General features: G+C 43.2%; 18 protein-coding genes, 2 tRNA genes and 2 pseudogenes. 10 read left to right on the forward strand and 12 right to left on the reverse strand.

Going from position 1 to position 26,703, the window contains the following annotated elements:
• The first annotated feature begins 120 nt into the window (after nucleotides 1-120).
• Nucleotides 121-933: a crotonase/enoyl-CoA hydratase family protein gene (locus AC6I7V_RS19025; protein WP_498011904.1), complete on the forward strand. Its 813-nt coding sequence runs from the start codon at nucleotides 121-123 to the stop codon at nucleotides 931-933.
• A 203-nt stretch (nucleotides 934-1,136) separates the two neighbouring features.
• On the opposite strand, the gene AC6I7V_RS19030 is transcribed toward AC6I7V_RS19025, so the two are convergent.
• The 4 genes from AC6I7V_RS19030 to AC6I7V_RS19045 form a co-directional block, all read right to left on the reverse strand.
• On the reverse strand, nucleotides 1,137-1,385 hold the full coding sequence (locus AC6I7V_RS19030) for a hypothetical protein (protein WP_498011905.1): 249 nt from the start codon (nucleotides 1,383-1,385) through the stop codon (nucleotides 1,137-1,139).
• Between the two features lie 256 nt (nucleotides 1,386-1,641).
• Nucleotides 1,642-3,516, reverse strand: a complete 1,875-nt coding sequence (locus AC6I7V_RS19035; RefSeq protein ID WP_498011906.1) for an SLC13 family permease — start codon at nucleotides 3,514-3,516, stop codon at nucleotides 1,642-1,644.
• 311 nt (nucleotides 3,517-3,827) lie between these two features.
• Nucleotides 3,828-3,902, reverse strand: a tRNA-Gly gene (locus AC6I7V_RS19040).
• 39 nt (nucleotides 3,903-3,941) lie between these two features.
• Nucleotides 3,942-4,016 (reverse strand) — tRNA-Gly (locus AC6I7V_RS19045).
• A 528-nt stretch (nucleotides 4,017-4,544) separates the two neighbouring features.
• Here AC6I7V_RS19045 and AC6I7V_RS19050 point away from each other — a divergent pair.
• Nucleotides 4,545-5,708: a threonine/serine exporter family protein gene (locus AC6I7V_RS19050; RefSeq protein ID WP_255231956.1), complete on the forward strand. Its 1,164-nt coding sequence runs from the start codon at nucleotides 4,545-4,547 to the stop codon at nucleotides 5,706-5,708.
• 70 nt (nucleotides 5,709-5,778) lie between these two features.
• Here AC6I7V_RS19050 and AC6I7V_RS19055 read toward each other — a convergent pair whose 3' ends face one another.
• Complete coding sequence (locus tag AC6I7V_RS19055; protein WP_498011907.1) at nucleotides 5,779-6,891, reverse strand: helix-turn-helix domain-containing protein; 1,113 nt, start codon at nucleotides 6,889-6,891, stop codon at nucleotides 5,779-5,781.
• A gap of 21 nt (nucleotides 6,892-6,912) precedes the next feature.
• Here AC6I7V_RS19055 and AC6I7V_RS19060 point away from each other — a divergent pair, with 21 nt between their 5' ends.
• The gene (locus tag AC6I7V_RS19060; protein WP_498011908.1) at nucleotides 6,913-8,919 is read left to right on the forward strand and encodes a TonB-dependent siderophore receptor; all 2,007 of its coding nucleotides are present in this window, start codon (nucleotides 6,913-6,915) and stop codon (nucleotides 8,917-8,919) included.
• Between the two features lie 195 nt (nucleotides 8,920-9,114).
• Here AC6I7V_RS19060 and AC6I7V_RS19065 read toward each other — a convergent pair.
• Nucleotides 9,115-9,219: pseudogene (locus tag AC6I7V_RS19065) on the reverse strand (amino acid ABC transporter permease); the annotation flags it as partial.
• Nucleotides 9,220-9,467: 248 nt separating this feature from the next.
• On the opposite strand from AC6I7V_RS19065, the gene AC6I7V_RS19070 reads away from it, so the two are divergent.
• Both AC6I7V_RS19070 and AC6I7V_RS19075 read left to right on the forward strand, forming a co-directional pair.
• Nucleotides 9,468-9,923 (forward strand): SET domain-containing protein-lysine N-methyltransferase, encoded by a 456-nt coding sequence (locus tag AC6I7V_RS19070; RefSeq protein WP_498011909.1) that lies wholly within the window; start codon nucleotides 9,468-9,470, stop codon nucleotides 9,921-9,923.
• Nucleotides 9,924-10,002: 79 nt separating this feature from the next.
• The gene (locus AC6I7V_RS19075) at nucleotides 10,003-11,253 is read left to right on the forward strand and encodes a hypothetical protein (protein ID WP_255231953.1); all 1,251 of its coding nucleotides are present in this window, start codon (nucleotides 10,003-10,005) and stop codon (nucleotides 11,251-11,253) included.
• 107 nt (nucleotides 11,254-11,360) lie between these two features.
• Here the strand turns inward: AC6I7V_RS19075 and glnQ are convergent.
• Both glnQ and AC6I7V_RS19085 read right to left on the reverse strand, forming a co-directional pair.
• Nucleotides 11,361-11,462 (reverse strand): annotated as a pseudogene (gene glnQ, locus AC6I7V_RS19080) (glutamine ABC transporter ATP-binding protein GlnQ); the annotation flags it as partial.
• A gap of 241 nt (nucleotides 11,463-11,703) precedes the next feature.
• Complete coding sequence (locus AC6I7V_RS19085; RefSeq protein ID WP_498012378.1) at nucleotides 11,704-12,852, reverse strand: iron-containing alcohol dehydrogenase; 1,149 nt, start codon at nucleotides 12,850-12,852, stop codon at nucleotides 11,704-11,706.
• Nucleotides 12,853-13,035: 183 nt separating this feature from the next.
• Here AC6I7V_RS19085 and AC6I7V_RS19090 point away from each other — a divergent pair, with 183 nt between their 5' ends.
• The 3 genes from AC6I7V_RS19090 to AC6I7V_RS19100 all read left to right on the forward strand — a co-directional run bounded on the left by AC6I7V_RS19090 (nucleotide 13,036) and on the right by AC6I7V_RS19100 (nucleotide 16,864).
• Nucleotides 13,036-13,920: an AraC family transcriptional regulator gene (locus tag AC6I7V_RS19090; protein WP_255231952.1), complete on the forward strand. Its 885-nt coding sequence runs from the start codon at nucleotides 13,036-13,038 to the stop codon at nucleotides 13,918-13,920.
• A gap of 499 nt (nucleotides 13,921-14,419) precedes the next feature.
• Complete coding sequence (locus AC6I7V_RS19095) at nucleotides 14,420-16,036, forward strand: polysaccharide lyase 6 family protein (RefSeq protein ID WP_498011910.1); 1,617 nt, start codon at nucleotides 14,420-14,422, stop codon at nucleotides 16,034-16,036.
• 324 nt (nucleotides 16,037-16,360) lie between these two features.
• Nucleotides 16,361-16,864, forward strand: coding sequence for a GNAT family N-acetyltransferase (locus tag AC6I7V_RS19100; RefSeq protein ID WP_498011911.1), 504 nt, complete (start codon nucleotides 16,361-16,363; stop codon nucleotides 16,862-16,864).
• Between the two features lie 160 nt (nucleotides 16,865-17,024).
• On the opposite strand, the gene AC6I7V_RS19105 is transcribed toward AC6I7V_RS19100, so the two are convergent.
• Nucleotides 17,025-18,611: a BCCT family transporter gene (locus AC6I7V_RS19105; RefSeq protein ID WP_498011912.1), complete on the reverse strand. Its 1,587-nt coding sequence runs from the start codon at nucleotides 18,609-18,611 to the stop codon at nucleotides 17,025-17,027.
• A gap of 450 nt (nucleotides 18,612-19,061) precedes the next feature.
• On the opposite strand from AC6I7V_RS19105, the gene AC6I7V_RS19110 reads away from it, so the two are divergent.
• Nucleotides 19,062-22,223 carry a chitinase C-terminal domain-containing protein gene (locus tag AC6I7V_RS19110; protein WP_498011913.1) on the forward strand — a complete coding sequence of 1,054 codons (3,162 nt, stop codon included), beginning with the start codon at nucleotides 19,062-19,064 and terminating at the stop codon, nucleotides 22,221-22,223.
• Nucleotides 22,224-22,328: 105 nt separating this feature from the next.
• Here AC6I7V_RS19110 and AC6I7V_RS19115 read toward each other — a convergent pair whose 3' ends face one another.
• Entirely contained in the window at nucleotides 22,329-22,583 is a 255-nt protein-coding gene (locus AC6I7V_RS19115) for a YgjV family protein (RefSeq protein ID WP_032552699.1), read from the reverse strand.
• A gap of 497 nt (nucleotides 22,584-23,080) precedes the next feature.
• Between AC6I7V_RS19115 and AC6I7V_RS19120 the strand changes: the two genes are divergently transcribed.
• Nucleotides 23,081-24,247, forward strand: a complete 1,167-nt coding sequence (locus tag AC6I7V_RS19120) for a D-alanyl-D-alanine carboxypeptidase family protein (RefSeq protein WP_255231947.1) — start codon at nucleotides 23,081-23,083, stop codon at nucleotides 24,245-24,247.
• A gap of 34 nt (nucleotides 24,248-24,281) precedes the next feature.
• Here the strand turns inward: AC6I7V_RS19120 and AC6I7V_RS19125 are convergent, their stop codons facing one another.
• Both AC6I7V_RS19125 and AC6I7V_RS19130 read right to left on the reverse strand, forming a co-directional pair.
• Nucleotides 24,282-25,970, reverse strand: a complete 1,689-nt coding sequence (locus AC6I7V_RS19125; RefSeq protein ID WP_255231946.1) for an RluA family pseudouridine synthase — start codon at nucleotides 25,968-25,970, stop codon at nucleotides 24,282-24,284.
• 109 nt (nucleotides 25,971-26,079) lie between these two features.
• Nucleotides 26,080-26,697 (reverse strand): glutathione S-transferase family protein, encoded by a 618-nt coding sequence (locus AC6I7V_RS19130; RefSeq protein WP_255231945.1) that lies wholly within the window; start codon nucleotides 26,695-26,697, stop codon nucleotides 26,080-26,082.
• Nucleotides 26,698-26,703 lie beyond the last annotated feature (6 nt).

Raw genomic sequence — 26,703 nt, forward strand, 5'->3', positions numbered from 1 at the left:
CTTTTTATGTGAATCAACATGAATACGTTGATTAGGTATCAAATTTACCGATAGATATTTGAGTATGTTAATAAAATGTTTACTCTAAAAGTAAGCCCATGACATCGGATGTCTTACATTATGCCTAATCAAGATCGTGTAACTTGCACTATAGATGACAACAATATCGCGACAGTAACCCTCAATCGACCAGATAAACTGAACGCCATAGACATGGATATGTTTATGGCAGTGAACCAGCTCACTCGAGAACTAAAGAAAAATAAAACTCTTCGAGCAGTGATTGTGACTGCCAACGGAAGTGATTTTTGCTCTGGCCTCGATGTTAAATCACTACTCACGAGTAAAATGGGTGCATTAAAGCTGCTGTTCAAATGGTGGCCTACCCAAGCGAATGCAGCACAACGCTTTTCAACCGGATGGCGAGAGATTCCATGCCCCGTCATTTTCGCTATTCACGGTAAGTGTTGGGGAGGTGGTTTGCAGTTAGCCTGTGGTGGGGACTTCCGTATCGCGAGCTATGATTCAAACTTTTCAATAATGGAAGGTAAGTGGGGATTGATCCCAGACATGGGAGGCTCGCTTGCTTTTCGAGAAGTGATGCGCCAAGACCATACATTGGAAATGGCAATGACGGCAAAGGTGATCGATAGCCAGACAGCGAAAAGCTACGGTTTGGTTACTCACCTCTCGTCAGATCCTTACATGGAAGCATACAATTTGGCGTTGGAGTGCGTTAATCGAAGCCCAGACGCAATTGCCGCAAGCAAAAAATTGTACCAGAAAACGTGGTGGACAAGTCCTGGCAAGGCACTCATGTTAGAGACTTGGTATCAGATCAAGGTTGGGATGAGCAAAAACAGAATCATTGCTGGTCAGCGAGAGAGAAACAGAGAAGAACCGAGAGCTTTTGAGGCGAGGCAATTTAAGTAGGTCTGGCTCGGCCTTTGTTTATTGGCTGGGGCGCATTGACCTCAATCTAGATTAAGGTTCTGGTTTGTTGTTATTCAAGTTACTCGCATCACGTACGCATTGAACAATGAAGAGCAGCCATCGATTTTTTAACGGTGATTGCTCTTTTTCGTTTGTCGATACGACTAGAATTTCACTTTTGTTCTTGATATTGAGTTTGTACCTCAAAGCAAGATAGAAGCTTCAAGTACATGGTGCGCTTCGTCGCTAAGATCAGGCATATCGGTCATGATCTTTTTCAACTTATCGTCAATAGACTCAGCTTCACTCAATGCCTGGAAGTTACGGATCGCTTGTGTAGGTTGTTGTGCGACGTAACCTTTTAGCGTATTGAGCTCAATCTTGTTCGCATTTTCAACTTTAGTCAGCACCACTGTAATGGCGTCTACGCTTAACTCTTTATTTTTTAACATTTTTGTTATTACGACATTGCTTTTGATGCGCGAACACTAACACAAGGTTCAAATCGGTAGATTGATTGAGATTATGAAATGCCGCTACAAAGCGGAAATCTGCCAATGTTGCGAGTGTGGTCTCATATCAATCTGAGGTTAGGATAAAGGCTGTTCTCCGCTGAGATGTGTTTATAAATTAAGAGTAAATCCGGTAAGGCATTGATTTGTAGTTACTTATCATATTAAATCGTCGACACGGCATTAGTTACGGGGGTCAAAGTGGCCAAATAAGCAATAATAGAGGAACCGAGATGGCGATAACTAAGAGCTCTAACGGTAGTCCCAACTTCCAGTAATCGCCAAACTTGAACCCACCTGGACCGAGGATTAGGGTGTTGTTTTGGTGACCGATTGGTGTCAAAAATGCGCAAGATGCTCCAATCGCGACAGCCATTAAAAATGAATCAGGACTGACATTCAACGCTGTTGCGGCTCCAATCGCAATTGGACACATTACTGCGGCAGTAGCAGCGTTGTTCATTAGGTCAGACAGAAACATCGTCACAATCAAGATTAGAACCAATGTAACGACAGCGTTTCCTTGAGCGATCGTGTCTAGTAAAAAACGAGCGATGATATCCGCCATACCAGAGGTCTGTATTGTAGTTGCAATTGGGATTAGTGACGCGAGAAGTACAATGACAGACCAATCGATGGCATCGTACACCTTTCTGAGCGCAATCGTTTTAAGCGCCAATGAGGCGACGACACCGATTGAGAATGCGACTGTAGCGGGCAATAAACCAATTGCTGCGACTACAATCGAAATCAACATAATTGTACTAGATATCAGCGCATTACGTTTGTTGGGTAATCGCAGGTCTCTGTGTGCTAAAGGAACACATCCGTAATCAGAAGCAAAAGCCATTACAGACTCTTGATTGCCTTGTAAAAGAAGTAGGTCCCCAGATAAGATGGATTGAGCTCTGAGGCGATGTGTCTTTTTGTGTCCTTCACGAGATAACGCAAGTAAATTAACCCCATATTTAGCTTGTAGCTCTAAATCGCCAACACGTCTGTTACAAAGTACAGATGATGGTTTCACAACCAACTCAAACAAACTAACTTCATCTTGTTCACTGTCTGATTTGTCACTATCAGGTTCATTGGTCTCGTTATCATTGTCATCACTAGATGTTTTAGATGTCGTCTTTTGAACAGAATTAGTGAGAACTTCTTCGCCATGTTCCTGTTTGTTTTCAAATTCGTGCAACAGTTTGAGCCCTAAAACTGATAGAAGCTCGTTTAACGAATCAGCTTCGGCCTCAACAATTAAAATATCATCTGACAGTACTCTTCTTCCTGGGTTAGGTGCGATAATTTTTACTTGGTTACGAACTATGCCCGTAACTTGCGCATCTATGTCTTTGATGAGTTCTTTGATCTCTCTTATGGTCAAACGAACCACTTTACTTGTTGACCCTACATGTAACTCAGTCAAGTAGGCCCCTGATTCAAATCCATCAGATTCAGCCTTAGCTCTTGCAGGAACAAGACGCCAACCAATTGCCGCGACAAATAAAATTCCAGCGAACGCGACAGAAATCCCGATAGGTGAAAAATCGAACATTGAAAAACTGCCGATCCCGACTTCCTCTCTAAAACCGGCAACGATCAAATTTGGTGGTGTGCCGATCAAAGTAGTCATTCCTCCGAGAATCGTACCAAAGGCGAGAGGCATTAATACTTGGCCTGGGGACATCTGTAGCTTTTGTGACAACTGAATCGCGACCGGCATTAACAAAGCCATCGCGCCGACATTGTTCATAAAACCAGACAAAAAAGCACCTAGGCCCATCAAAACAAAAATACTGACGGTTCTACCTGCATTCTCAGGCAAGATATTACGTGCAAGTATGTCTACCGCCCCGGAGTTTTGTAAGCTTTGACTCAATATTAATATACACGCAACGGTCACAACAGCAGGGTGTCCAAAGCCAAGAAAAGCTTGGTCAGGAGCAACCAGCCCGAAAATAACAGTGGCTGTTAGTCCTGCAAATGCGACCATGTCGTGACGCCAAGAGCTGAACAAGAACATAGCAACAATGGCCGTGAGAATTAGGGTTAAAATATATTGGTCATTGTTCATCCATGAACTAAACATCTGGATTCCTTATACGAGTTATCAGAGACGGGTAATCGTTCCACCCATATTGAGAAATAGTAGTGTAATACTAGATTGGTCAACAAATTCCGGATGTTATTTATTGGTCTTTTTGGCAATAATTGTCGACAGCCCATCATTTGCTTCATGAGGCCGTTATCTATTTTATTTAGTCATCCATTAAGCAATGGTTGTATGACTTCATGGGCAAAAATAACTGGCTTCCAGACACACAAAACCACGCACTAAAGCGTTTCACTACAAACAGTTAAATTGGGATTTTACTTACAAAGAGTTGGAGCGTGCAGCGGGAATCGAACCCGCATCATCAGCTTGGAAGGCTGAGGTAATAGCCATTATACGATGCACGCTTATCGTCTTATTGAGAAAGACTAAGCAGGAGTAAGAGTTGGAGCGTGCAGCGGGAATCGAACCCGCATCATCAGCTTGGAAGGCTGAGGTAATAGCCATTATACGATGCACGCACATCGTCTTAACGAGAATGATAATGCCACATCTGACTGAAAACGAAACCTTTTTTTCCCAATTTTTATGTTAAGTGGTCGCATAATCACCGTTACGCTTTGTTTTTGTCCATTATGATCTACTGTGTACACAATTTAGCAAGTAATACCCATTCGAGTCTGTGTTGAAAAAGAGATCAGAAAAGGCTTGAAAACAAGAGGTTCTTATCGGTCAGAGAGTTTTGGTAGTAGTGGTTTTTCAACTCGCAACTTCAGCGCAGTTATCAATCATTGTTACAAACTAGGGTGAGCAACTCTTTACTACGACTGTAATAGTCTCTCATTTGTTATTAGGGTTTTATTTGGATTGGTTCAGCAAACTATATGGCATTGATATAATTGGTCACCATTTCAGAAGGGGGCTTTGTATAATGTGATTTTTATACTGAGAAAAAGCATAAAAATGAGTGACTAGTGCTACCAAATTGCTCGTCAATTCGACCCACGTTTGTTACATTTGCACCATATTTATTCACCTCGATAACGTCCATGCCTTCCCAGTATCGAATTAACAAAATTGTTGAAATCGGCGACACTCTACATCGCAGTGGCTGTGCTCCTTATAAACTTGAAAAGTACACACAACACTACGCCCAAAAACATGGTGTTGATGTGATGATCCAAGCGACACCAACGGCAATTAACTACCAGTTTCCTGATGATAATAATGCGGTTATTTTGAAGCGTCTTAAACCTGCTTCAATTAACTTGAGTCTGTTAGCGAACACCATCATTCGTATTAACCAACCGAGCAGCGAACCCGTTCCAGAACCCGTAGGCTATTCGAAGTTTGTCACAGCTCTAGCGAACATGGGGATTCCACCCGCGTACTTAATGTTAGTCGGCAGTACTTTGGAAGCCGTGGGCTTTTCTGTTCTGTTAGGCTTGATGGTGTGGTTGTGTCAGCAAATTTGTCATGGGCGACGCGCCATTGCAGTCGAGTTCATTGCTGCGTTAATTACCGGTATTTTTGTTGCCTTCCTCGCTAGCACTGGGCTGCCGATTCCTGTATGGGCTTTGTGTATTGCTTCGATTGTACTGTTTGTACCGGGATTGTCGATCGCTAACTCATTAGAGTGTTTAGCGTTCAACGATTTGGTCTCGGGGACGAGTTTATTAGGGCAGAGCGCGTTAACCTTGATCAAGCTTTTCGTCGGCATTGTCATGGGGTTAAACATTGGTGAGGCATTATGGGGCCAAGCGGTGTCGATCTCATACATCAACGAAGTGCCCACATGGATGCATATATCCGGTCTGGTGTTAATCTCAGTGTCCATTGGTGTGATGTTCAACGCTCGACCAAAAGATATTCTGCTGGGTTTGCCTGTCGCAGTACTTGGAATGTGGGGACCATTCTACCTAGGCTTCGATAGTGGTTGGGTTGTTGGCACTTGGGTGACGACCGTATTGATCACGCTATATGGTACTTGGATTGCCAAAAAGATGGAGCTCACCGGTTCAATCTATATTGTCCAAGGTATCATCATTCTGGTTCCGGGCAGTCGTGTATTGGTAAGTGCTAGCCAATCGGTCTTTGAGCAGTCCATATTGCCAATTCCGAGCATTGGTTTGTCAGCGCTATTTATGTTCTCGGCTATTGTCGCGGGGCAGATCACCGCCTATTCAATCTACTCCCCAAAAGTGGAAAGATAAGTATCAAAACTCATGGTGCCTGTTTTATACGGGCATTCATGTTCTAATTTTGTCGTTTTTGAACGGGTGTTTACGATGTTCTTGCAGCAATATCATGAGGTGGCATGCCGAAAGTCTTCTTGAACGCGTTAGTGAAATTGGATGGATGCTGATAGCCTGCTTCGTATGCGGCTTCGGTAATTGATACGAGTCCTCTTTCCAGGTGTTGACGCGCGATTTCAAGTCGTCTGAAGCGGATGTATCCGTTGATCGTCATGTTGTAAGACTGCTTGAACCGTCTTTGGATATTAGAAACACTCATTGAGAACTTCTTCGCTAGAGTCTCTAAGCTGAGCTCTTGATCCAAATGAATTTCAATATAGCTGATCATCGCCTCAATACGTTCATCGTTACTTCTGTTTCGTATTGCACTTGAGCTGTTTGCCAAGCCTAATTTCTCTGGACGGTTTTGACAAACTTGGCAGCAGGATAGGGTAAGTTGTGAAAGTGAACTTGCCAACAATTGTTGTGTTAAGGCTTCTATATGCAGTTTCTGGTGGAAATCATCTGGTGTAGAACTTGTGGTTAATGTTTGGGCAAGCTGGAAGATCTGATCGGTGATTTCTAGAGGGTAGTTTGCCGTATGCGATTTAATAAATTCGCGACTAGTGCAGTCTTCATTCATTCGAGCTTCAAGCCATTGTGGTTTTACTAAGATATTAATCTTATTCAGATGATTATTGGCGACCATGGCACGGCGGAAATTCGCAGGTTTAGCGAGATTTACCACAACACCTTGCGGTTTTTCTGATGCGTCAAGGCTGAACTCCAGATCATCATAACCAAACGATAATTTGCCCTCCAAGAGTATCGTGACTAAGACAGCGGCATGCGCCGTTGAGACGATTTTAGTATCCACGAGCTCTACACAACGCCCTCCATGCACAAAGATCTGGTCATTGTATTGATAAGAAAGAAAGGTCCCTTCAGCAAGTGAAGTCTGCTTAGGTTGGCCCTGTGTGACAATAATCTGCTTTTCTGTTTGCTCTAATTTTTTTGTCAACGTGACTTTGCCAATTCTAGCTCGTTTTGAAACTACTTCACCCATTTGACTTTTCCTCATAACACCTATGCGATTTTGCATAAGTGAATCGTCTGTCCATTTATAAACTCGCCTCATATTATATATGAGAATTATTATCATTTATATCTAGGAAAAGAATTTATGGAAAGCCCAATCCATTTGACCATTAAGCGATCAACATTATGTCTCGCAATCGGCGCGGCTATCGCTAGCCCTGCTTTTGCCGAAGATTCAACATCACACTTTGAAGAGGTGGTTGTCTGGGGAACTAAGGTGTCGAGTAACTCCGAGTCTATGGTGTCTGAAGACATGTCACTCAAACAGGCGGATCATATGTCTGACCTACTGCGTGATATTCCTGGTGTTGATGTTGGGGGCACGCACTCTGTTAATCAACGAATAACGATACGTAGTTTAAGCGAAACGGATCTCGATATTCGCTTAGATGGTGCGTCTCAACATGCGAATATGTTCCACCATATCGGTAACCTCACTCTGAACCCAGATATTCTAAAGTCTGCTGACATTCAGGTGGGTAACAATTCAGTGACTCAAAATGGACTGGGTGGTGCGGTTTACTTTGAAACGAAAGATGCGAAGGACTTGCTGCGTTACGATGAAACCTTTGGCGCTCGCGTTTATGGTGGCTATGCGACAAATGACAGCCAACAAGGTTCATTAACGGTTTATGGCACCCCAACAGATACCATTGATCTGATGTTGTATGGCAACTTTGTAACACGTGATGACTTCGAAGACGGAGACGGCAACAAGACCTTTGGCGCGGCAGGTGATGTCTATAACGTTCTAGGTAAAATCGGCTATGAGCCGAGTGATCTACATCGTTTTGAATTAGCTTATGATCTTTATAGAGATAGTGGCGACTATAGCCCGCGTCCTGACATGTCTGGTGGTGCAAACGAAGGCTTGTCGAGCGATAAGCTCATCCCAACGGAATATGATCGTGACACGGTCACGTTGGGCTACGAGTTGCGCGGCGACACGCATCAAGCTGACGTAACACTCTATAACACGATGACAGAGATCGTTCGTGACGAATCCGTTATGGCTCCAGCATGGCCTGGCAACCGTCAATCGAAAAACAAAGCAAAAAACCAGAACTTTGGTTTGACTGCAAAAATTCAATCTGACTTTAGTATCGCAAGCTTCGACAATACAGTGACCTATGGTTTTGATTACATGGATAAGACGTCAAGCTCTTACTACGGAAGCCGTAAATTCATGGATGAGTCTGCTATTTCTACGGCGCTGTTTGCAGAAGACCAATTTTATTTCACAGACAATTTCTCTGTAACAGCGGGTCTACGTTTTGATGATTATAAACGTAAAGCAGAAACCGGTACTGATAATTTTGATGATGTGACATGGGCGTTGGCAACCGAATGGGGGGTAACACAAGACTGGACCGTGTTCGCAAGTGCACGTTCACTGTTTAAAGGCCCAGAGCTGTTAGAGAGCTTTATCGCTTACCAAGATGTGGCGTATCTCGCTGAAGATATTAAAGCTGAAACTGGCCTGAACACGCAGGGTGGCGTTCGATTCAGCAAATACATCGAAGATCACTTCTTGGGTGCAAATGTGACGGTATTCCAAACCGATATTGATGACTATATTGCGGAGGCATATCAAGGTGCTACTTCGTCCTACTTAATCTACAACTTGGGCGATGTTGAAATTAAAGGTTTCGAAGCGAGCGTTTCTTATAGTTACGATATGTTCAATAGTAAGCTCTCTTACTCGCGTTCAGATACGAAAAACAAAGAGACAGGTGGCTATGTACCGGGTGGTAATGGCCGAAGCATTGATATGGGTGACAGCATAGCGCTAACGTTGGATTATCAAGCGGATTCCTTAGAGACAATCTTCGGTTGGACGTCGATCCTTGTTAAGGATGAAACAAACGTGGCTGATGGTGCGCCAATCAAAGAAGGCTACGATGTACACAACCTTTATGCTCAATGGGTGCCAAATAGTGTTGAGGGTTTATCGGTTACGTTCGGTATAGATAATGTGTTCGATGAGTTGTACACCTCTCATGCGTCACGTTCAGGTACAGCTCGTGGTTTTGTGCTAGACGATTACGAACCGGGTCGTAACTACAAACTGTCTGCCGCGTACCAGTTCTAACGGCGTAGGGTTTTGAAACAGTGCGACCAAAACGAGTCGCGCATAATCAGAAGGATACATGCAAGCAGGTTAACGTTCACTCAATATGATTTATCCTCATAGGTATCAGTATTGAGTTGGCTTGGGCACTAAACGAACGTTAATTTAATTGTGGCAAAATGGCCTTGAGCGATTAGCTTGAGGCCATTTTTTTGTCTAGCGATTAAGATAGGCGCGAGAGCGAAATTCAATCCATTTAAACAGGCGAGATAGGGCAAAGCACAGGACAAAATAGACCGCACCTACAATAAGCCAAATTTCACTTTGCGATCAGACCTGTCGCCTAGGTGTTTCACCACGTCAATTTGAAAACCAGCCAGTTCGCCTTTCCTGTCACGCGTACAGGGTTCTTTAGCTGAAGCAATACCTAGCCTTCATTTTTAATAAGTAAAAGAGGTGTTTAAGCTCACAGATGCCTATGTAGTCAATTAACAATTAATTGACTTTGTTTTAATATGCTGATTGTTGTTTTTTGATCTAAGCCTGAAGATGGTAAAAAGGGGTATATAGTGAGTGTCACTAATGATTTAAAATTTGTCATTCGCAATACATTGGATAATATATCTGAAACATATATATCCAAATCGAGCGTACATGGCTTTGGATTGTTTTCGAAGAAGAAGATAAATAAAGGGACTACGCTAGGATTTTTGGATGGTCAGGTAATGACCTTAAATCAATGGGATATTATAAAAAATAGCATTTCCCAAAATATCCCTGGGTATAGTGACTATTTCTTCATGGAATGTAATTATATGGAAAAAGAAAAATTACTTGTAAGACCATTAAGAACTAAGTATTCATATATAAATCACAATAGAAAACCAAACTTAGAAATAAACAAAGATAAAATGTCTATTGTCACAAAAGTTGATGTGGAAAAAGATGAAGAGTTGTTTTTAGATTACAGACTAGAAAATCTTCCTAGCGACTACATCAACGGTTCTCAGGGTAGGTACTTATAATATGGTCAGATTTACTATAATGTGCGTTCAACCAATAGACATACCAGTTGAGCTTTTCAAACACTTAGTGAACAGAAAAGTGAGAGTAAAGTCTTACGAAAAAATTTCTATTCCTTGGGTTGTGAGTTTTTTGGAAACTCACTCTCGTGCGAAACATTTTAACTCTATAATATCAGGAGTTAAGTTTAAATCAGAGCTTCTCTTGGATGATTTAAAATCAAGTCGTTTCAAAGTTTTTGATCAGTACTCTCTAGTTGATTTTTTAGATACTGACTCCGTAAATTTTTCACTAATGTTCGATGAGCGGTTGTCTAGTTTTACTCTCATTTATGAATTTGCTTTTAATATCAATGAAGAAAGTATAGAACATTTGTTCTCTGATAATTATTATGACCATGAGTTTAGACACAATTTCTACAACACAGTTAGAAACCTCCTAGTTCAAGAATCTAGTTCTAGTCAAATAGGAGACTGGGCTTCAGAAGTAAGAAAAGTTTGTTTAGATAAAATTGAATCAATATTCAAAAAGAATTTAAGTAGAGATGAATCTCCCAAGATATATAAAAACACCGGGAATATATCTTTGATGGTTGATGGAATATCAGAGGTTAATAAATCGAAATATAGAAACTTAATTTTAAACTCTAATCAAATGGCTGAGAGGGTTGAAAACAACAAAATAACATTATTAAATAACAGTGAAGTAGAGTTCGCTTTTCATGGTAGATTTCATACTATAATATCAAGTCAGTTTGATGACTATTATAGATATTTTCCAATACTATATCATGCTCAATTTATATGGAGTGCAGTTCATCAATTTACGTCATTGATGGATGACTTAAATAGGAAGGTACTGTTGGGAGACTTTTCAAATGATAGCAATATTCACATAATAGATGAATATATAAATAAATTTGAGTTGGTTAGAATTCATAACCAAGATATGAAAATGTACTTTGAATCTGATAGTGAATCAGTATTTTCAAAAATCGAATCAGCTTGGACAATAAAGGAGTCCTTAGATGAGATAAATAACTATGTATCTTCGTTTAAAGAGTTTATAGAAAGATCGTATCAAAGAAAGATGGAGAGGATAAACAGGAGGCAAAGCACCATTCTTTTCGTTATTTCTTGTATTCAGACTTTAGGTTTGGTCAGTATTTGGGGTGATTATTTGTCATTGTCTAAGGTCGATAGTTTTGTCCAGACGACAGGACTCATACGGGGTACAGACAATATATCACTTCTTTTAATAAATACCTGGTTGCCTATTATTCTACTTTGTATAATATTTGTTATTTTATATAACTCCATTTTTAAAAAATAATATGTATACAGAATCCGAACAGGATTCGTTATCTGGTGCAATGCTGACAAAGTTTGATACGGGGAAACGATTAGATGAAAGAGCGAGCAATATAAGCAAGTGATATAGAGAGCTAAATCAATGTCTTTTAGGGCATGATAATCACCATACCACTTGTTAAGTGACGTAAACTTAATCATCTGAGAAGTTGCGTTCAATTTGCAGTTCATCTGTAGTTACGGAATGAATTAACTTAACAACATAAAAAAATGATTGCACATAAAATTAAGAGCTTATGAGAATTTCGTTAGATCATTCGGCTAAATAAAAAGCAGCGCCCAAACTGGGAGCTGCTTTTCTGAAACGTAAGAAATCTGCGTTTGATTCAGTTTGATTAAAAAACGTTGTCGCGCCTTGTATCAACGAACTTGTTTTTATGAATTAACCCAACGCGTGCGTTAAAATAATAGCCTACACAATCGCTGATTCTAGGATTTCACGCGTTTTCTCAGGAGTAATCGCTTGGTTTTCACCTAGTTTTACATAACCGTGAGACTCTAGTTGAGCGATAACGTTATCAATTGCGCTTTCTTTGCTTGCTTCATAGCCGTCGAACTGAGTTGCGACGTCTAAGCTGTGGTAGAAGGCTTCGATTGCATCAATGGTACGCTCTGCTAGATCTGCGCCAGATTCAAGGCCAAACACGTTACGACCCATTTGTTCCAGCTTGCCACGTTTTACTTCTAGCTGGTTACGTAGAAGTGAAGGCTGAACAATGGCTAGTGAGCGCGCGTGGTCTACATGCCAAAGCGCTGTGAACTCGTGGCCGATCATGTGTGTTGCCCAGTCTTGAGGAACGCCAGTACCAATCAGACCGTTCAAGGCTTGGTTTGCTGTCCACATTAGGTTTGCACGCCATGAGTCGTTATCACGCTCATCATATTGCTTACCAAGTACAAGTAGGTTCTTTAGTAGCGTTTCTGCATAGCCGTCTTGAACCATCGCCTCTGTTGGCATCGTAATGTACTGCTCACATACGTGTACCCATGCATCGACCAGACCGTTGATAAGCTGGCGCTCTGGAAGAGACTTCATGACATCTGGGTCCATTACCGCAAACTTAGGTTGAACAGAAGAGTGCATAAATGACAGTTTCTCTTGCGTTTCTTTGCGAGTAATTACAGCACCCTTGTTAGATTCAGAGCCCGTTGCAGGCAGTGTCAGTACCGCACCGATTGGTGTTGCTTCAGTTATCTGGTGTTTACCCGCTAGGATGTCCCAGCCGTCACCGTCATATTTTGCTGCTGCAGCAACGTATTTAGAGCCATCAATTACTGAGCCGCCGCCGACAGCGACAATGAATTCAACGTTTTGCTCTTTAACGATAGCAACCGCTTTGTCTAGTGTTTCTTTGGTTGGGTTGGCTTCAACGCCAGAAAACTCGATCCAAGAGTGATCTTTTAGAGCGTTCACAACTTGGTCGTAAACGCCATTTTTCTTAATTGAACCGCCACCGTAGATGACAAGTACTTTCTTATCTGTATCAACAGCTTGGCTGATTGCGTTGATCTGGCCTTTACCAAAATGAATCACAGTTGGGTTAACGTATGTAAATTGCATCATTGTATCCTTGTGTAAATCGGAACTTGTTATCCTGATTGATTGCTCAATTTCTATATTTGCATATTAGTACAGTGAATTAGTGTAATGAAGAGTAAATCCTCCAAATAAATTGCCTATTTCTACAATCTTGTTATTCTCTAATTGATATCGGCTCGCAACCAGCACGGGAAATAACCATCTATGAAGACTCTCGCTCAGTTACTACAATCCTACGTTGAATATAAAGGTTGGGATGATCTAGAGGGGATCAGAGAAACGGGTATCGAAGGTGTTTGGCTGTACAGAAGCAGTCGTGGTAATCATCGTCAGCCATTCACCTATCAGTCTGGCATCATCATGTTGGGGCAAGGTAAGAAGAACATCTACATAGGTGACAGGCCAGTTACTTATGCAGCAGGCGATTATTTGGTTGTCGGTGTGCCAATGCCGTTAGAGTGTGAAGCACTGCCTGTTGATGATGAACCTTTGTTAGGTTTATCGATTAATATTGACTCCCAACGGCTACATAGCTTGGTGAAAAAGCTCGAAGACCAAGGCTTTTTAGAAAGCTACTGTAACAAGCACAAACAAAACGCGAGTGGTTTAGAGTCCACACCGATGGAAGAGGCGATGTTAGAGAGTTTTAAGCGATTGGTGAAAATGCTCCATTGCGACATAGAAGCTAATATTCTTGGTGATGCTATCGTTACCGAGATTGTTTACCGTGCACTCACGGGATCAGAAGGGCGTGTTCTGTTTGATCTTGCTCATCATGATGGACATTACGCTCGTGTGGCGAAAGCTTTGTCTAAGGTACATGAAGAGTACGATCAAACCATTACCGTTCAATCTCTCGCTGAAGAAGCAAACATGAGTGTTTCTGCTTTTCATAGTGCTTTTCGTAGCGTTACTTTTGAATCACCACTTCAGTATCTTAAGAAAGTAAGGCTTAACAAAGCCAAAGAGCTGATTCAACTGGAAGGCGTGCGTATTAGCGATGCGGCTCGTCGAGTCGGTTATTCCAGCCCATCCCAATTCAGTCGTGAATTCAAACGCCACTTTAACATCACGCCAAGAGCAGTATAAATCGTTGTGTAACCCCATTTCTCTCTGTACTTCTTCCGTTCAGGGCTGACTTTTTCACGTATAGCGACTACAAAGTGGGTATCTGTTGTAGGTTTTTCTCTTTTATTTGTAATACAAAACTAAAGTGGGGGATTTACATGACCAACACTCAAGTTAAGTTATTTAAAAGCTTGTCTTGATAGATCCTATCAATTTATTAATAAGTATTTCGTTCTGGTCTAAATGTAAGAAAATGTGTAGTTTAGAGCTCAGTTATTGAGATTTTGCATGTCCTATCACCCATTCAGTTAGGCGGTTTCTATTGCCAATAAATCAACTCTAAAACTGCAGGATCGTCGTCACGCATTTGAAGTATTGTAGTACAAATTATCTTGTCATCTATCTATATTGTTCTCAAAAAGAAGCAGTAATAAAAAGCCACAAGAGCAGTGTAATTAGAAGATTTACCCGTCTGGGTGGCGGTTAATTTGTTAATCCATTATTTAATGTGAGAAGTAAGATGAAGAAAAAATTCGTTTCGGTAAGCATTGTTAGCGCGCTTACATTGGCTTTTGCTACGGGCTGTACGACTCAAGAGAACACATCACTAGTGCTGAGTGCAGCAGATCAATCCGCTCCAGTGATTAATGACATCGATCGAAACTACCTTTTGAACAGTGATCGTTTAGTTGAGGTGAATGGCAACACACTTCCAGTAGCATCAGAAGAGCAAGTCGCTTCCCTACAAGCGCAATTTGAAAACTTGAAAGATGGTGATGAAGTGGTTATCCCTGATGGAAAGTACACAAATCTGGGTCAAGTGACGATCACTGCAAACAATATTACTATTAGAGCTGAGCAGGCGGGTGCGGCGTGGCTCACTGGTTTGGTTCAATTCGAACTAAAAGGTAATGATATTACCTTAGACGGTTTAGTGTTTACCGAAGGTGGTCCAAACGAGCGCTTTGGTGCGGTTCGTATGATGGGTAATAACAACACCCTTCAAAATTCGACCTTTTACTATTTCAACCATGATTACACGTACGAGCCAGATGAGCGCCGCTCTGAGTACCCTAAATTCTTGTGGGTTTCGCTGTGGGGCAAAGATGGAAAAGTGATCAACAACCGTTTTGAAGGTAAGCAAAAGCGCGGTACATTGATTGGTGTTCAAAAAGATGACACGCCAGATAATCATTTGATTGCGAATAATATTTTCATGGATCAGAAACCGAATCAGTTCAATGAATTCGATATCAAAGAAGCCATTCGTTACAACGGAAATAGCTGGGAAGCGATCCGAATTGGTGACTCTAAGTCTTCACAGTGGGACTCAAGCTCTAAGTTTGTAAACAACCTAATGATTGATATGGATGGTGAGCGCGAGCTTATCTCTATAAAATCGGGTGACAACACAATCGCAGGCAACACCATTTTCCAAAGTACAGCGCTCATTTCACTTCGTCATGGTAAGGGTAATACCGTTGAAAACAACATGATTCTTGGGAACGAAAAACGCTTAACGGGCGGTGTTCGTATCTACGATGAAGATCATGTTATTCGTAACAATTACATTACCAATACTCGTGGCCGTGATGGTGTGATTGAGGGCAATGCAGACTTGCGTGGTGGTATTGTAATTAATACGGGCATTATTGATGTAGCGAACGGCGAGCAGCTTGACCAATCGGTGAAAGGTAAGGAACTTAATAAGCAATGGACACCGAAAAATATCACCATTGAAAACAACTCTCTGGTCGATACTGAGTGGGGTATTGTTTATGGAAATCAGAGCCACCGTGTGAGCCTGTTCAACAACGCAGAAGTCGAGGGTATTTATGCTGGTGTTGACATCGCATTCAACAACAACGTGGTTGATAACTCAAAAACACCTGAGTTTGTGAGTGTTCGCGCAACACAAGATTTCCCATTGGTTGGAGCAACTTACAGTGATGAGACGTACGTTGGTCAGGTAACTGAATCTGAATTGATCGGAAGCTACTCAGTTGAACTGCCAAAAGTAACGGTTGAAAACGGCATCAACGCTTACCGAGGTAGAGGCGCGGATGTCTCTAAACTTGCGATTGTGACAGCAGAAACAGCGGGTCCAGATTACGTTCTTACTAATACGACCAAGTAGCTTTTCTTTTAAAGAGATGAGCGACCAATTAACTTCACGTTAGTTGTGCAAATACCCAAAGTTCAAAAAGCCTCAGCAAGGTCCACTTGTTGAGGCTTTCTCGATCTAGCTACAAATTTTTGATGTCTATCAATACGTGCCCATCAAAGAGACGCTCAAGCGCGAAATTCACACTGACTAATCCCTATAGATGGTTAGCATGCGTTGCCGAGGAGAGGGTTTAAATATCTGTTATATATAGAAAATAAAAATGTTATAGGTTGCATATGAAATTGAGTAGGCTTACTCTGCCTGTTAATCGTGATTCAAAAAGGACAGGACGCAATGATCATCCAAACAGATAGACTCAATATGGCTCAAATCACAACCGAAGACTGGGCTCTTTTTCAGTCTCTAAATCGTGAGCCAGAGGTGATCCGACTGTGTTTCGATGAGCCATCGCCTGCCGATATTAAAGAAGCTTTCGAATCGCGATTGCCTGCTTGGAATAAAGATTCGACACATTGGCTTTGCCTTACTATCACAAACAAAGAGAATGGCGAGAAGATCGGTGTGACGGGCTTTCGTATGGTCGAGGGTGTTGCGGAAGTTGGTTATCTGATTTTGCCGCGGTTTCACGGCTTCGGCTTTGGTACCGAATCTTTAAAGGCTCTCATTAGCTGGGCAACCAAAGAGCAAGGGATTACGTCATTTCAAGCCATTGTAACAGAGGGCAATATTGGGTCTGAGAAAGTGTTACTGAAAAGTGGTTTTTCACTCAAAGAGGTCGTGCCAGACGCTTACACCATTGGTGGCAAGCGCTACGCTGATCATATTTACACCCTTTAAAATCAATGTCTAACCCTCAAAGATGTGTTGTTTCCTTAACCACAACGCGCCTGTTTTGTGATGTTGAAACAATTGAACAGATAAGATAAAGCCACTCAGGTGAATCACGCGAGTGGCTTTTTTGTTCGAAACACGAAACCTAGATTAGGCGGCGTTGGTATTAAGCGATGCCTTGCTCTTTTGCCATTTGCGTCGCTATCTTAGGTGCGTGCCATAAACATGGCAGTAAGATAAATGATACAGGAACAGCGGTAATCACAATGAACGACTGCAGAGCAGAGATACCGCCAGAACCCATAGAGATAAGTGCAATAGCTACCGCACCCATAACAACTCCCCAAAAGGTACGTACTGCTGCATTCGGCTCCGTTGTACCTGTCATCACGACACTTATTGTGTAGGTCATTGAGTCACCTGTTGTGACGATGAACGTGGTAGTGAGGATAAGGAATAGAATCGCGATCAGAGTCGGGAATGGAAGTTGCGCAGTAATAGCGAGCAGCACAGCCGGAAGGTTGAAACCTTCGAATGCATCAGAAATTACGCCTGGATTTTCTAACTCAAACGCTAAGCCACTGCCGCCAACAATGCTGAACCAGAAACAGGTGACGAGGGGAGCAACGATACTAATTGAAACCATCATTTGGCGAATGGTGCGCCCGCGTGAAATACGAGCAATGAAAATAGCCATCATTGGGCCATAACCTAAGAACCAACCCCAGAAGAATACCGTCCAGCCTCCGAGCCATGTGGTATCTTGACGGTAAAGTGCCATAGGGATGAAGTTATCGACCATTTCTCCCATGCCTTGTAGGTAGCCGTCTACGATAAAGCTCGTTGGACCGACAACTAAGATGTAACCGATTAAGCACACCGATAAGATAATGTTATAGCGGCTAACCAGTTGGATGCCTTTATTCACGCCACTCAATGCGGACAAGGTATACATGGCAATAGCAAACAGGATAACGACACTTTGTGTAGCAAAGCTGTCTGAGATTCCAAACAGTTCACTTAACGCATAGCTGATTTGAAGTCCTAAGAATCCAATTGGACCGATAGTCCCAGCAGCCACAGCAACAATACTGCACGCGTCGACTACGTTACCAATCCAGCTATTAATTGCCCTATCGCCAAGCACAGGGTAAAGAAGAGTCCGAGGTTTTAGAGGAAGCCCTTTGTCGTAGTGTAGGTGCATGAGCACGATAGAGGATAAGCCACCTAATATTGCCCAAGCAAGAAAACCCCAGTGCATGAAAGACTGTGAGAGCGCATTGAGTGCTTTAGTTTGTGGATCTGTTTCATCATAAAAAGGTGGAGCAGAAACAAAGTGGGCGATAGGTTCAGCTGCAGCCCAGAATACACCACCACCGGCAAGTAAGGTACAGAGAACTATCGACATCCATTTGAACGTGGACATTTCTGGTAGGGCAAGTGCTCCTAATCGAACTTGCCCTGTACGGCCCAGTGCTAGCACCAAACCGAGAATAAAATTGAGCAGCAAGAGCACTTGCCAATAAGCGCCGAACCACTGGGTTGAGTAGTTAAAACCGATATTGACCAGCTCAGATAAAGCTGAAGTATTGGTAAAAGCAAGAACGACAAAGAGAGTTAAAAAACTGCCGCTTAGCCAGAACACTGGGTTTCCGAGTTCTAGTTTTTCACCCAAAGATTGGGCTTTAGTGAAGTTGATAGAAGTAGATTCTGCGTTGATGTTTTCGTTGGCGACTTGCGTCAAGTTAGACATTATTTCTTCGCTATATTTGGCCGTGAAGCCTGTGTATTTCCCGCACATCTCCATTATAAAATGTGAGGTTCGTCAAAAAAGCCGCAAATCCTAACATATCTGTCACTAGAAAGTCGGCGAATTGCAAAAAGAAATCCATTCCTTCAATAAATCTATCCTTTTTGGTTACTTTGAATGCAGTTTGTCCATGTTGTATTTGTGGCTTTTTGGTGTGATAAGCAGTTATTTTTTAGGTTATCGAAATAAATTTATTATTAGTTGTTGGTGCAAAATAAGTGTCGAGTTCTTGCAGAGTGTAAGCAAATAATTGCGAGTCATTTTATAAATAGTGAATGTTATCAGTGCGCGACTAGCTTTGTTGCCTAAAGTTGTTTTGCGAAGAGATTTAAGTGGTCGTGCGAATACGATCGAAATTAAACATCTTGAAACAACAACTTAAGGGATACATAAATGCACCTAAACCAAGGAAGAGTGGCCAAAAAGGTTTTTACACTCAGTACACTCACCGCGTCATGCTTAATGGCGTTCAACAGCTACGCGGCTGTTGATTGTTCAACGTTAGAAGCGTGGGATTCAGCCACGGTATACACCGGTGGTGATCAGGTTTCACATGACGGCAGCGCGTATTCAGCGAATTACTGGAATAAAAATAACAATCCGAGCCAATTCGAGGGTGACTATGCTCAGTGGAAAAAAATTGATGTGTGTAGTGGAGGCGGAGGTACGCCAAATGAAGCACCAACCGCTTCGTTAACAGCGCCAACTGCGTCCGATGTGATCATTGAGGGCGACAATGTCATCTTAAGTGCAACAGCACTCGATGCTGATGGCAGTGTTGCTTCAGTAGAATTTTTTGTCGATGGTACTTCCGTCGCAGTAGTAACAGCGGCACCATTCGAAGCGGCTTGGACTGCAACGTCGGGCAACCATCAGGTTTCTGTTGTTGCAACAGATAATGAAGGTACAGCGAGTGCAGCAAGCGCGGTATTTGTTTCTGTTGATTCACTGCAACCTGGCAATGAAGCGCCAACGGTATCAGTTGCACTTTCAGCGGCTTCTGTTGATGTAGGTGGTGTGGTTACACTCACTGCAACAGCTGCAGACAGTGATGGTACGGTTGATAAAGTCGATTTTTATGTGGCAGGTTCTTTAGTTGGAACGGCTGCAACAAGCCCGTATACGCTTGACTACACAACCACTCAAGCAGGTACTTTGTCTGTTTACGCCAAAGCGACCGACGATCAAGGCGCAACAACGGATTCAGCTTTGGCTTCTTTGAACGTGAACGGTGCTCCAACGGTGAGTACATGTCGTCCTGATGGCTTGTATCAAACGCAGGGCGTCGATGTTCCTTACTGTACAATCTACGATGATGAAGGCCGAGAGAAAATGGGCGCGGATCATCCTCGTCGTGTGATTGGTTACTTCACGAGCTGGCGTGCAGGGGACGACCCACAAGCGGCTTACTTAGTGAATGACATTCCTTGGGAACAACTCACACACATTAACTACGCGTTCGTGAGCATCGGTTCAGATGGCAAAGTGAATGTTGGTGATGTGAATGATCCAAATAATGCGGCCGTAGGGAGAGAGTGGCCAGGAGTAGAGGTTGACCCGGCATTAGGCTTTAAAGGTCACTTTGGTGCGCTCGCTACCGCGAAGAAAAAACACGGTGTTAAGACGTTGATCTCAATTGGTGGGTGGGCTGAGACTGGCGGTCACTTTGCCACAGACGGCAGCCGTGTTGCTGATGGTGGCTTCTACACCATGACGACCAATGCTGATGGTTCAATCAACCATCAAGGTATCGAAACATTCGCGACGTCAGCCGTTGAAATGCTGCGTAAGTACCAGTTCGACGGTCTAGATATCGATTATGAGTATCCAACCTCAATGGCAGGCGCGGGTAACCCATACGACAAAGACTTCATGGAACCACGTCGCCAGTACCTATGGGCTTCGTACCAAGTGTTGATGAAAGTACTACGTGAGAAGATTGATGTGGCGTCTGCTGAAGATGGAACACACTACATGTTGACTATCGCGGCACCTTCTTCTGGTTACCTGTTGCGTGGTATGGAAACATTCGATGTCACTCAATATCTTGATTACGTGAACATCATGTCTTACGACCTTCACGGTGCTTGGAACGACCACGTCGGCCATAACGCTGCCTTGTTTGACACAGGTAAAGATTCAGAGCTAGCCCAGTGGAACGTATACGACACGGCGGCTTATGGCGGTATTGGCTACCTGAATACCGATTGGGCTTACCATTACTTCCGCGGTTCAATGCCTGCTGGCCGTATTAATATCGGTGTGCCTTACTACACGCGTGGTTGGCAGGGTGTAACAGGTGGTGAAAATGGTCTTTGGGGCCGAGCTGCACTGCCTAATCAATCTGAATGTGCTGCTGGTACAGGTGAAGGCGAGAAGAACAACTGTGGTCACGGCGCGATTGGTATCGATAACATGTGGCACGATACTGACCCTAAAGGAAACGAAATGGGCGCAGGTTCGAACCCTATGTGGCATGCGAAGAACCTAGAGAAAGGCATTTGGGGTTCTTATGCGGATGCTTACAAGCTTGATCCTGTAAACGATCCAACGGATGTTTTAAGAGGTACTTACACGCGTAACTACGACAGCGTAGCGGTTGCACCTTGGCTATGGAATGCTGAAAAAGGCGTGTTCCTTTCTACGGAAGATAAAGAATCTATCAATGTGAAAGCGGACTACGTTATCGATAAGGAAATCGGCGGCATCATGTTCTGGGAACTGGCTGGTGACTACAACTGTTATGTACTTGACGCAAGTGGCAACCGCACAACGGTTGATACCACAGAGCAAGCGTGTAACAGCGGTAACGGTGAGTTCCACATGGGTAATACTATGACTAAAGCTATCTACGATAAGTTTAAGTCGGCAACCCCATACGGAAACAAAGTAGCGACTGGCGCAATTCCTACCGAAGCATTAGACATTGCAGTATCGGTTGGTGGCTTCAAAGTCGGTGACCAAAACTATCCAATCAATCCTAAGATCACGTTTACCAACAATACGGGTCAAGCGCTGCCTGGCGGTACTGAGTTCCAATTTGATATTCCAGTATCGGCACCAGATAACGCGAAAGATCAATCTGGTGGTGGTTTAACTGTGATTGCTTCGGGTCACACTCGTGCGGATAACATTGGGGGACTAGACGGGCCTATGCACCGCGTAGCCTTCACATTACCTGCATGGAAAGAGCTGCCTGCTGGTGGCGTGTATGAGCTCGACATGGTGTATTACTTACCAATTTCAGGCCCTGCTAATTATGCCGTTAACGTAGGTGGTGTCGATTATGCCTTTAGCTTTGAGCAACCCGATCTACCTTTAGGTGATATCAGCTCTGGCGGCGGTAACCCTGGCGATGGTGGCACCAACCCTGGTACTTGTGATACTGCAGGCTTAACTGTGTACCCAGATCTGCCTCAGAAAGATTGGGCCGGTAACTCAAGCCACGCAAATACGGGCGATAAAGTGGTTCACAACGGAATCATTTACCAAGCTAACTGGTGGACAAGCTCAGAGCCGGGTAGTGATGGTAGCTGGACGGTTGTTTGTTCGTGAGAGGGGGCTAGGTGTCTCAATGATCATAAATAAATAAAACAAAACTTTATATATGAAAAAGCCCGAATAAGGTCAATTATTCGGGCTTTCTATTTGATTCTAGTACTAGGCTTTGGCTGCTTTTAACGCTTCCGTTTTTTTTTCTTTTTGCATTTTAGCTAAGAAATAAACGTTGACGATTGCGATGAAGCCATTGGTTGCTACGACCGGCCATGCATCAATCATTACGCCGTAAGCTGTGAAGAGAGCACAGCCAATAAAGTTAAGAACACGTAAGCGAACGATGTCTTTCATAGTTAATGAAATCGCAACCATGATAGATGCAGCGTAACCTAAAATTTCAACCATATTAAATTCCATTGTTGGACCCTCTTAGTTTTGCCGATACAGTGTCGGTACCAATCCTTCTCTTCATGAGATTATTGAGGAAGCTCCGTGCCTCGAATGGTCTGGTTTTATTTAACTGGTGCTGACTATAGCAAGCCTTTTTTTGTGATAAAAGCCCCAAAACGAGTGAAAGTGAAGGTTAGCGATTACGCAAACGTTTAAAAGGTTTTTACGTAATATAATTACTGAATGTGTTGGTGTTGAAAGCAATAGTAGAGCATATATCGAAAAGGTCGCGAGGTATGAGAAATAGATGCCTAGACGGGTTGTGTTGATCGTTTATTCAGAGACCTGCTCAGTCGATAAAACGATTAAGGAGGTCAATAATATTGACTCAGTAGTTGAACATAATTCGAGCCATCCATGAAATTTGTAACTAAAGGTTCATTTGAGTAAAGCAACGTAAAGTTTCGGCGTCTTTTCTGAGTATTTAGCTATACTGAACAAAACGTTAACTCAGGTTTTATCCAATGAAATTGTTCGCTAAATATTCACTTTCTCTTGTTGGTTTATTGGTTGCGAGTAATGCTGTAATGGCAGCACCAACGATTGTACCTTCTCCCCCTAGCCTCGGTGCGAAAGGCTATGTCTTAATGGATTTCAACTCGGGTGAAGTCCTTGTTGAAAATAACGCTCACACAAAACTGAACCCTGCGAGTTTAACCAAGTTGATGACCAGCTATGTTGCTGGGCAAGAGATGAAACGCGGCAACATCTCAGCAGAAGATAAGGTGAGAATCAGCGAAAACGCGTGGGCAAAGAATTTTCCTGACTCGTCTAAGATGTTCATCGAAGTCAATACCAATGTTGATATGATGGATCTCTACCGCGGCTTGATTGTTCAGTCAGGTAATGACGCGAGTGTGGCTATTGCTGAACATGTGGCTGGCTCTGAAGGCGCTTTTGTCGATTTAATGAATTCATGGGCTAGCACGCTTCAACTAAACAATACCCACTTTGCTAACGCACACGGACTTGATGCCGAAGACCTCTACTCAACGCCTTATGATATCGCGTTGTTAGGTCGTGCAATTATTCGTGATCTGCCAGATGTTTACGGTTTATACAGCGAGCGTTCGTTCAGTTATAACGGCATCACACAGCACAACCGCAATGGTTTATTACGTGATAGAAGTTTGAACGTCGATGGTATGAAAACCGGTTATACCTCTGGTGCCGGCTATAGCTTAGCAAGTTCTGCAACACAAGGTGAGATGCGTTTGATTGCGGTAGTTATGGGGTCAAGTAGCGTTAAAGGCCGTGAGTCAGACAGCAAACAGCTATTGAGCTACGGCTTTAGATTCTTCGATACACTGAACCCACATCAAAGTGGAGATTTGATTTCAGAAGAGAAGCTATGGTTTGGGGAGCAAGACACACTCAAACTGGGTGTTGACCGAGACACTTTCATTACGCTACCAAAAGCAGACGGCAAAAAGCTTTCGGCATCGGTTGAACTGACTTCTGACTTAAAAGCACCTATCGAGAAAGGTCAAACCTTAGGTATGGTTCACTACACCGTTGATGGTGAAGATATTAAAACTCAGCCTTTGGTCGCTCTAGAGTCGGTTCAAGAGGGCAGTTTCTTTAAGCGAATCCTAGATCATATCAAGCTGTTCTTCACTAACTTGTTCTAAGTTAGGTTCCGCCTAAATCTTGCCTGCAGGCTAGTTAAAATGCACTGGGCACCTCAAACTCGATCCATTGTCCAGTTGTTGGGTGGACCAGTTTTAAGTAGCCAGCATGTAAGTGCAGACGGTCGCGTTTATAGCCATAAAGGTCATCGCCCGTAATTGGAGTACCTAAGCCATCAGGATGGGCGCAATGAACACGGAGTTGATGCGTTCGCCCTGTTTTAGGGTAGAGGTGAACCTTAGTTTTACCTTCACTTCGGCGTACTACTTGCCAATGAGTTTGTGCCTTTTTCCCATACTGATGGCAAACTAGCTGTCTTGGACGGTCTGTAATGTCGCCTCGTAATGGCAGACTTATATCGCCACTTTCTCCTTGAACATCCCCATCAAGCAGTGCGGTGTAACGTTTCTCGACAGTCCGCTCGATAAATTGCTTTTGGATATGGCGGTTGGATTCTGCTGTCAGAGCAAGAATCAACAAACCCGACGTCGACATATCTAGGCGATGTATGATGAGTGGGCCGGTTGCGTCTGGGTATTTTGCTTTAATCCGAGAGTAGACGGAATCCTCGATAAATTTACCTGGAACAGACAGGAACTCTGCTGGCTTATTCACTACAACAATCTCTTTGTCTTCATAAACAATATCAAACTGTTTACCAACCGCTGGGTTCACGATCAAAGGGTTATCCTCTAACGCCATGCCTTCAAGTTGATGCTCTAGAATTTCGAAACTTCGGCTCTGACAAACTGGGTATAAATTGCCATGCTGACGTATTTCTTGACGCGGAGGGCGACCCCACCAGAACTCGGCAAGAGCGAGAGGTTTTAGGTTGTGTCTAAATGCGAAATTCAGAAGTTTTGGAAGGCAGCAATCCCCTGTACCCTCAAGAGCCTCTTTACCGTTCAAAAGCTTCAACAATGATTTGGTCTGATTGCTCGCATTGAGAAAGTGATAATGCGACAAGCGCTGCTCTTCTAGCCGAACAGCAAGCTCTGCATACTGTTTGCGCTTATCGTGTAATGTTGTGTTGATTGTGTCTATGTTTGATTGCAGCTCAGCGATCGCTTGTTTCCATTTAACTCTCAGAGCCTTGAGATCGCGCTTCTCTTGGCTGCTCGCAGCGCCCAATTGTTTGAGAAGGTCGCTACCTTGAGCTGTGTGCTCAGAAGAATCTGGAATTTCCTGCATCGAGGCTTCATAGCTAGCACGTAGAGCGTCTCGTTCCGTTTTGTTGTTTGCCATTTGTTTCTGGAAGTTGGCAATTTCGGTTGCGGATTGTTCTTTAGCTAGTTCGAGTCTGATATTGAGCTCAGCAAGGTTATGGAGTTGTTCAAAAGATTCGATCTGTTTAGCTTGTTCTGTTACTTGGTTGATTAAACCGCCACACTCTAACTCGAACCTAGTTTTCTCAAAAGCAGAAGGCACAAATTCAATCGAAGACAGCGGGGCAACAAGGCTTTCATCAAGCGCTAACCCTCCATGAGCCGACAAATAACCAAGCTCACCTGTGTTTAGATCCTGCGTGAGCAATACCGCATAGAGCTGACCAAAAGAGTCTCCATCAACGCCTGCTTTTTGTAGGCGTGATTGCAAATCGAGCATCGCCAACTCACACGTTTTATGAGGCGCGTAGTAATACGGGAACGTAAAACGATCTGGTAGTGTGTGATGGTCTGCCGGATCTGTAGGCAGTGGCGTGAAGTGCAAAAGACGCTGTGGCATGGGATGAACTCTTTGACAAACGATAGAGCTCGGTATTGTTGACGAAATGGAGTCAAATGAGAAGCCAAAGCAGCTTTAAAACGTACTTTGGCTTCGAGGTAGTGGTTAACTAGCCGTGTTTTTGCTCGATCTCATCCGCTTTTTGGAAATTTGGATGAGACTTAAGGCGCTCAGTGTAAGCGACAAGGTTAGGGTAGGCGTGTGATGCACCAAAGTTATCCATCGCCTCGACAATAAATGACATCATAAAGTCTGCACCGGTAAGAGTCTCTCCAACAAGGTAGCTCTTTCCTTCGAGCGATTGCTCTAAGTAAGCCATGATCTTACTGTTTTCGTCTTCAGCATATTGCGCCAAGAAGTTGGTTTCACAACCGTCTTTTGCCACAAAGATCTTAAGTAGAAGCGGCAGAATGCCTGAGCTTTCTGCAAAGTGAAGCCACTGATTATATTCGAGGTGCTCTTTAGTACCTCTTTGTGGTGCGAAACGACCATTACCGTAGGTTTCAATTAGGTAATCCGTAATCGCGCCCGACTCAGCAATGATCATGCCTTGATCTTCGATAACTGGTGATTTACCAAGTGGGTGGACAGATTTCAGTTCTGGCGGTGCCAGAAACGTTACGGAGTCACGCAAGTATGGTTTGATCTGGTAATCAACGCCCAGTTCTTCTAGTAACCAGATAATTCGCTTTGAGCGAGACTTATTTAAGTGGTGTAGAGTAATCATTGTTAT

The organism is Vibrio sp. KUL70, assembly GCF_059725515.1.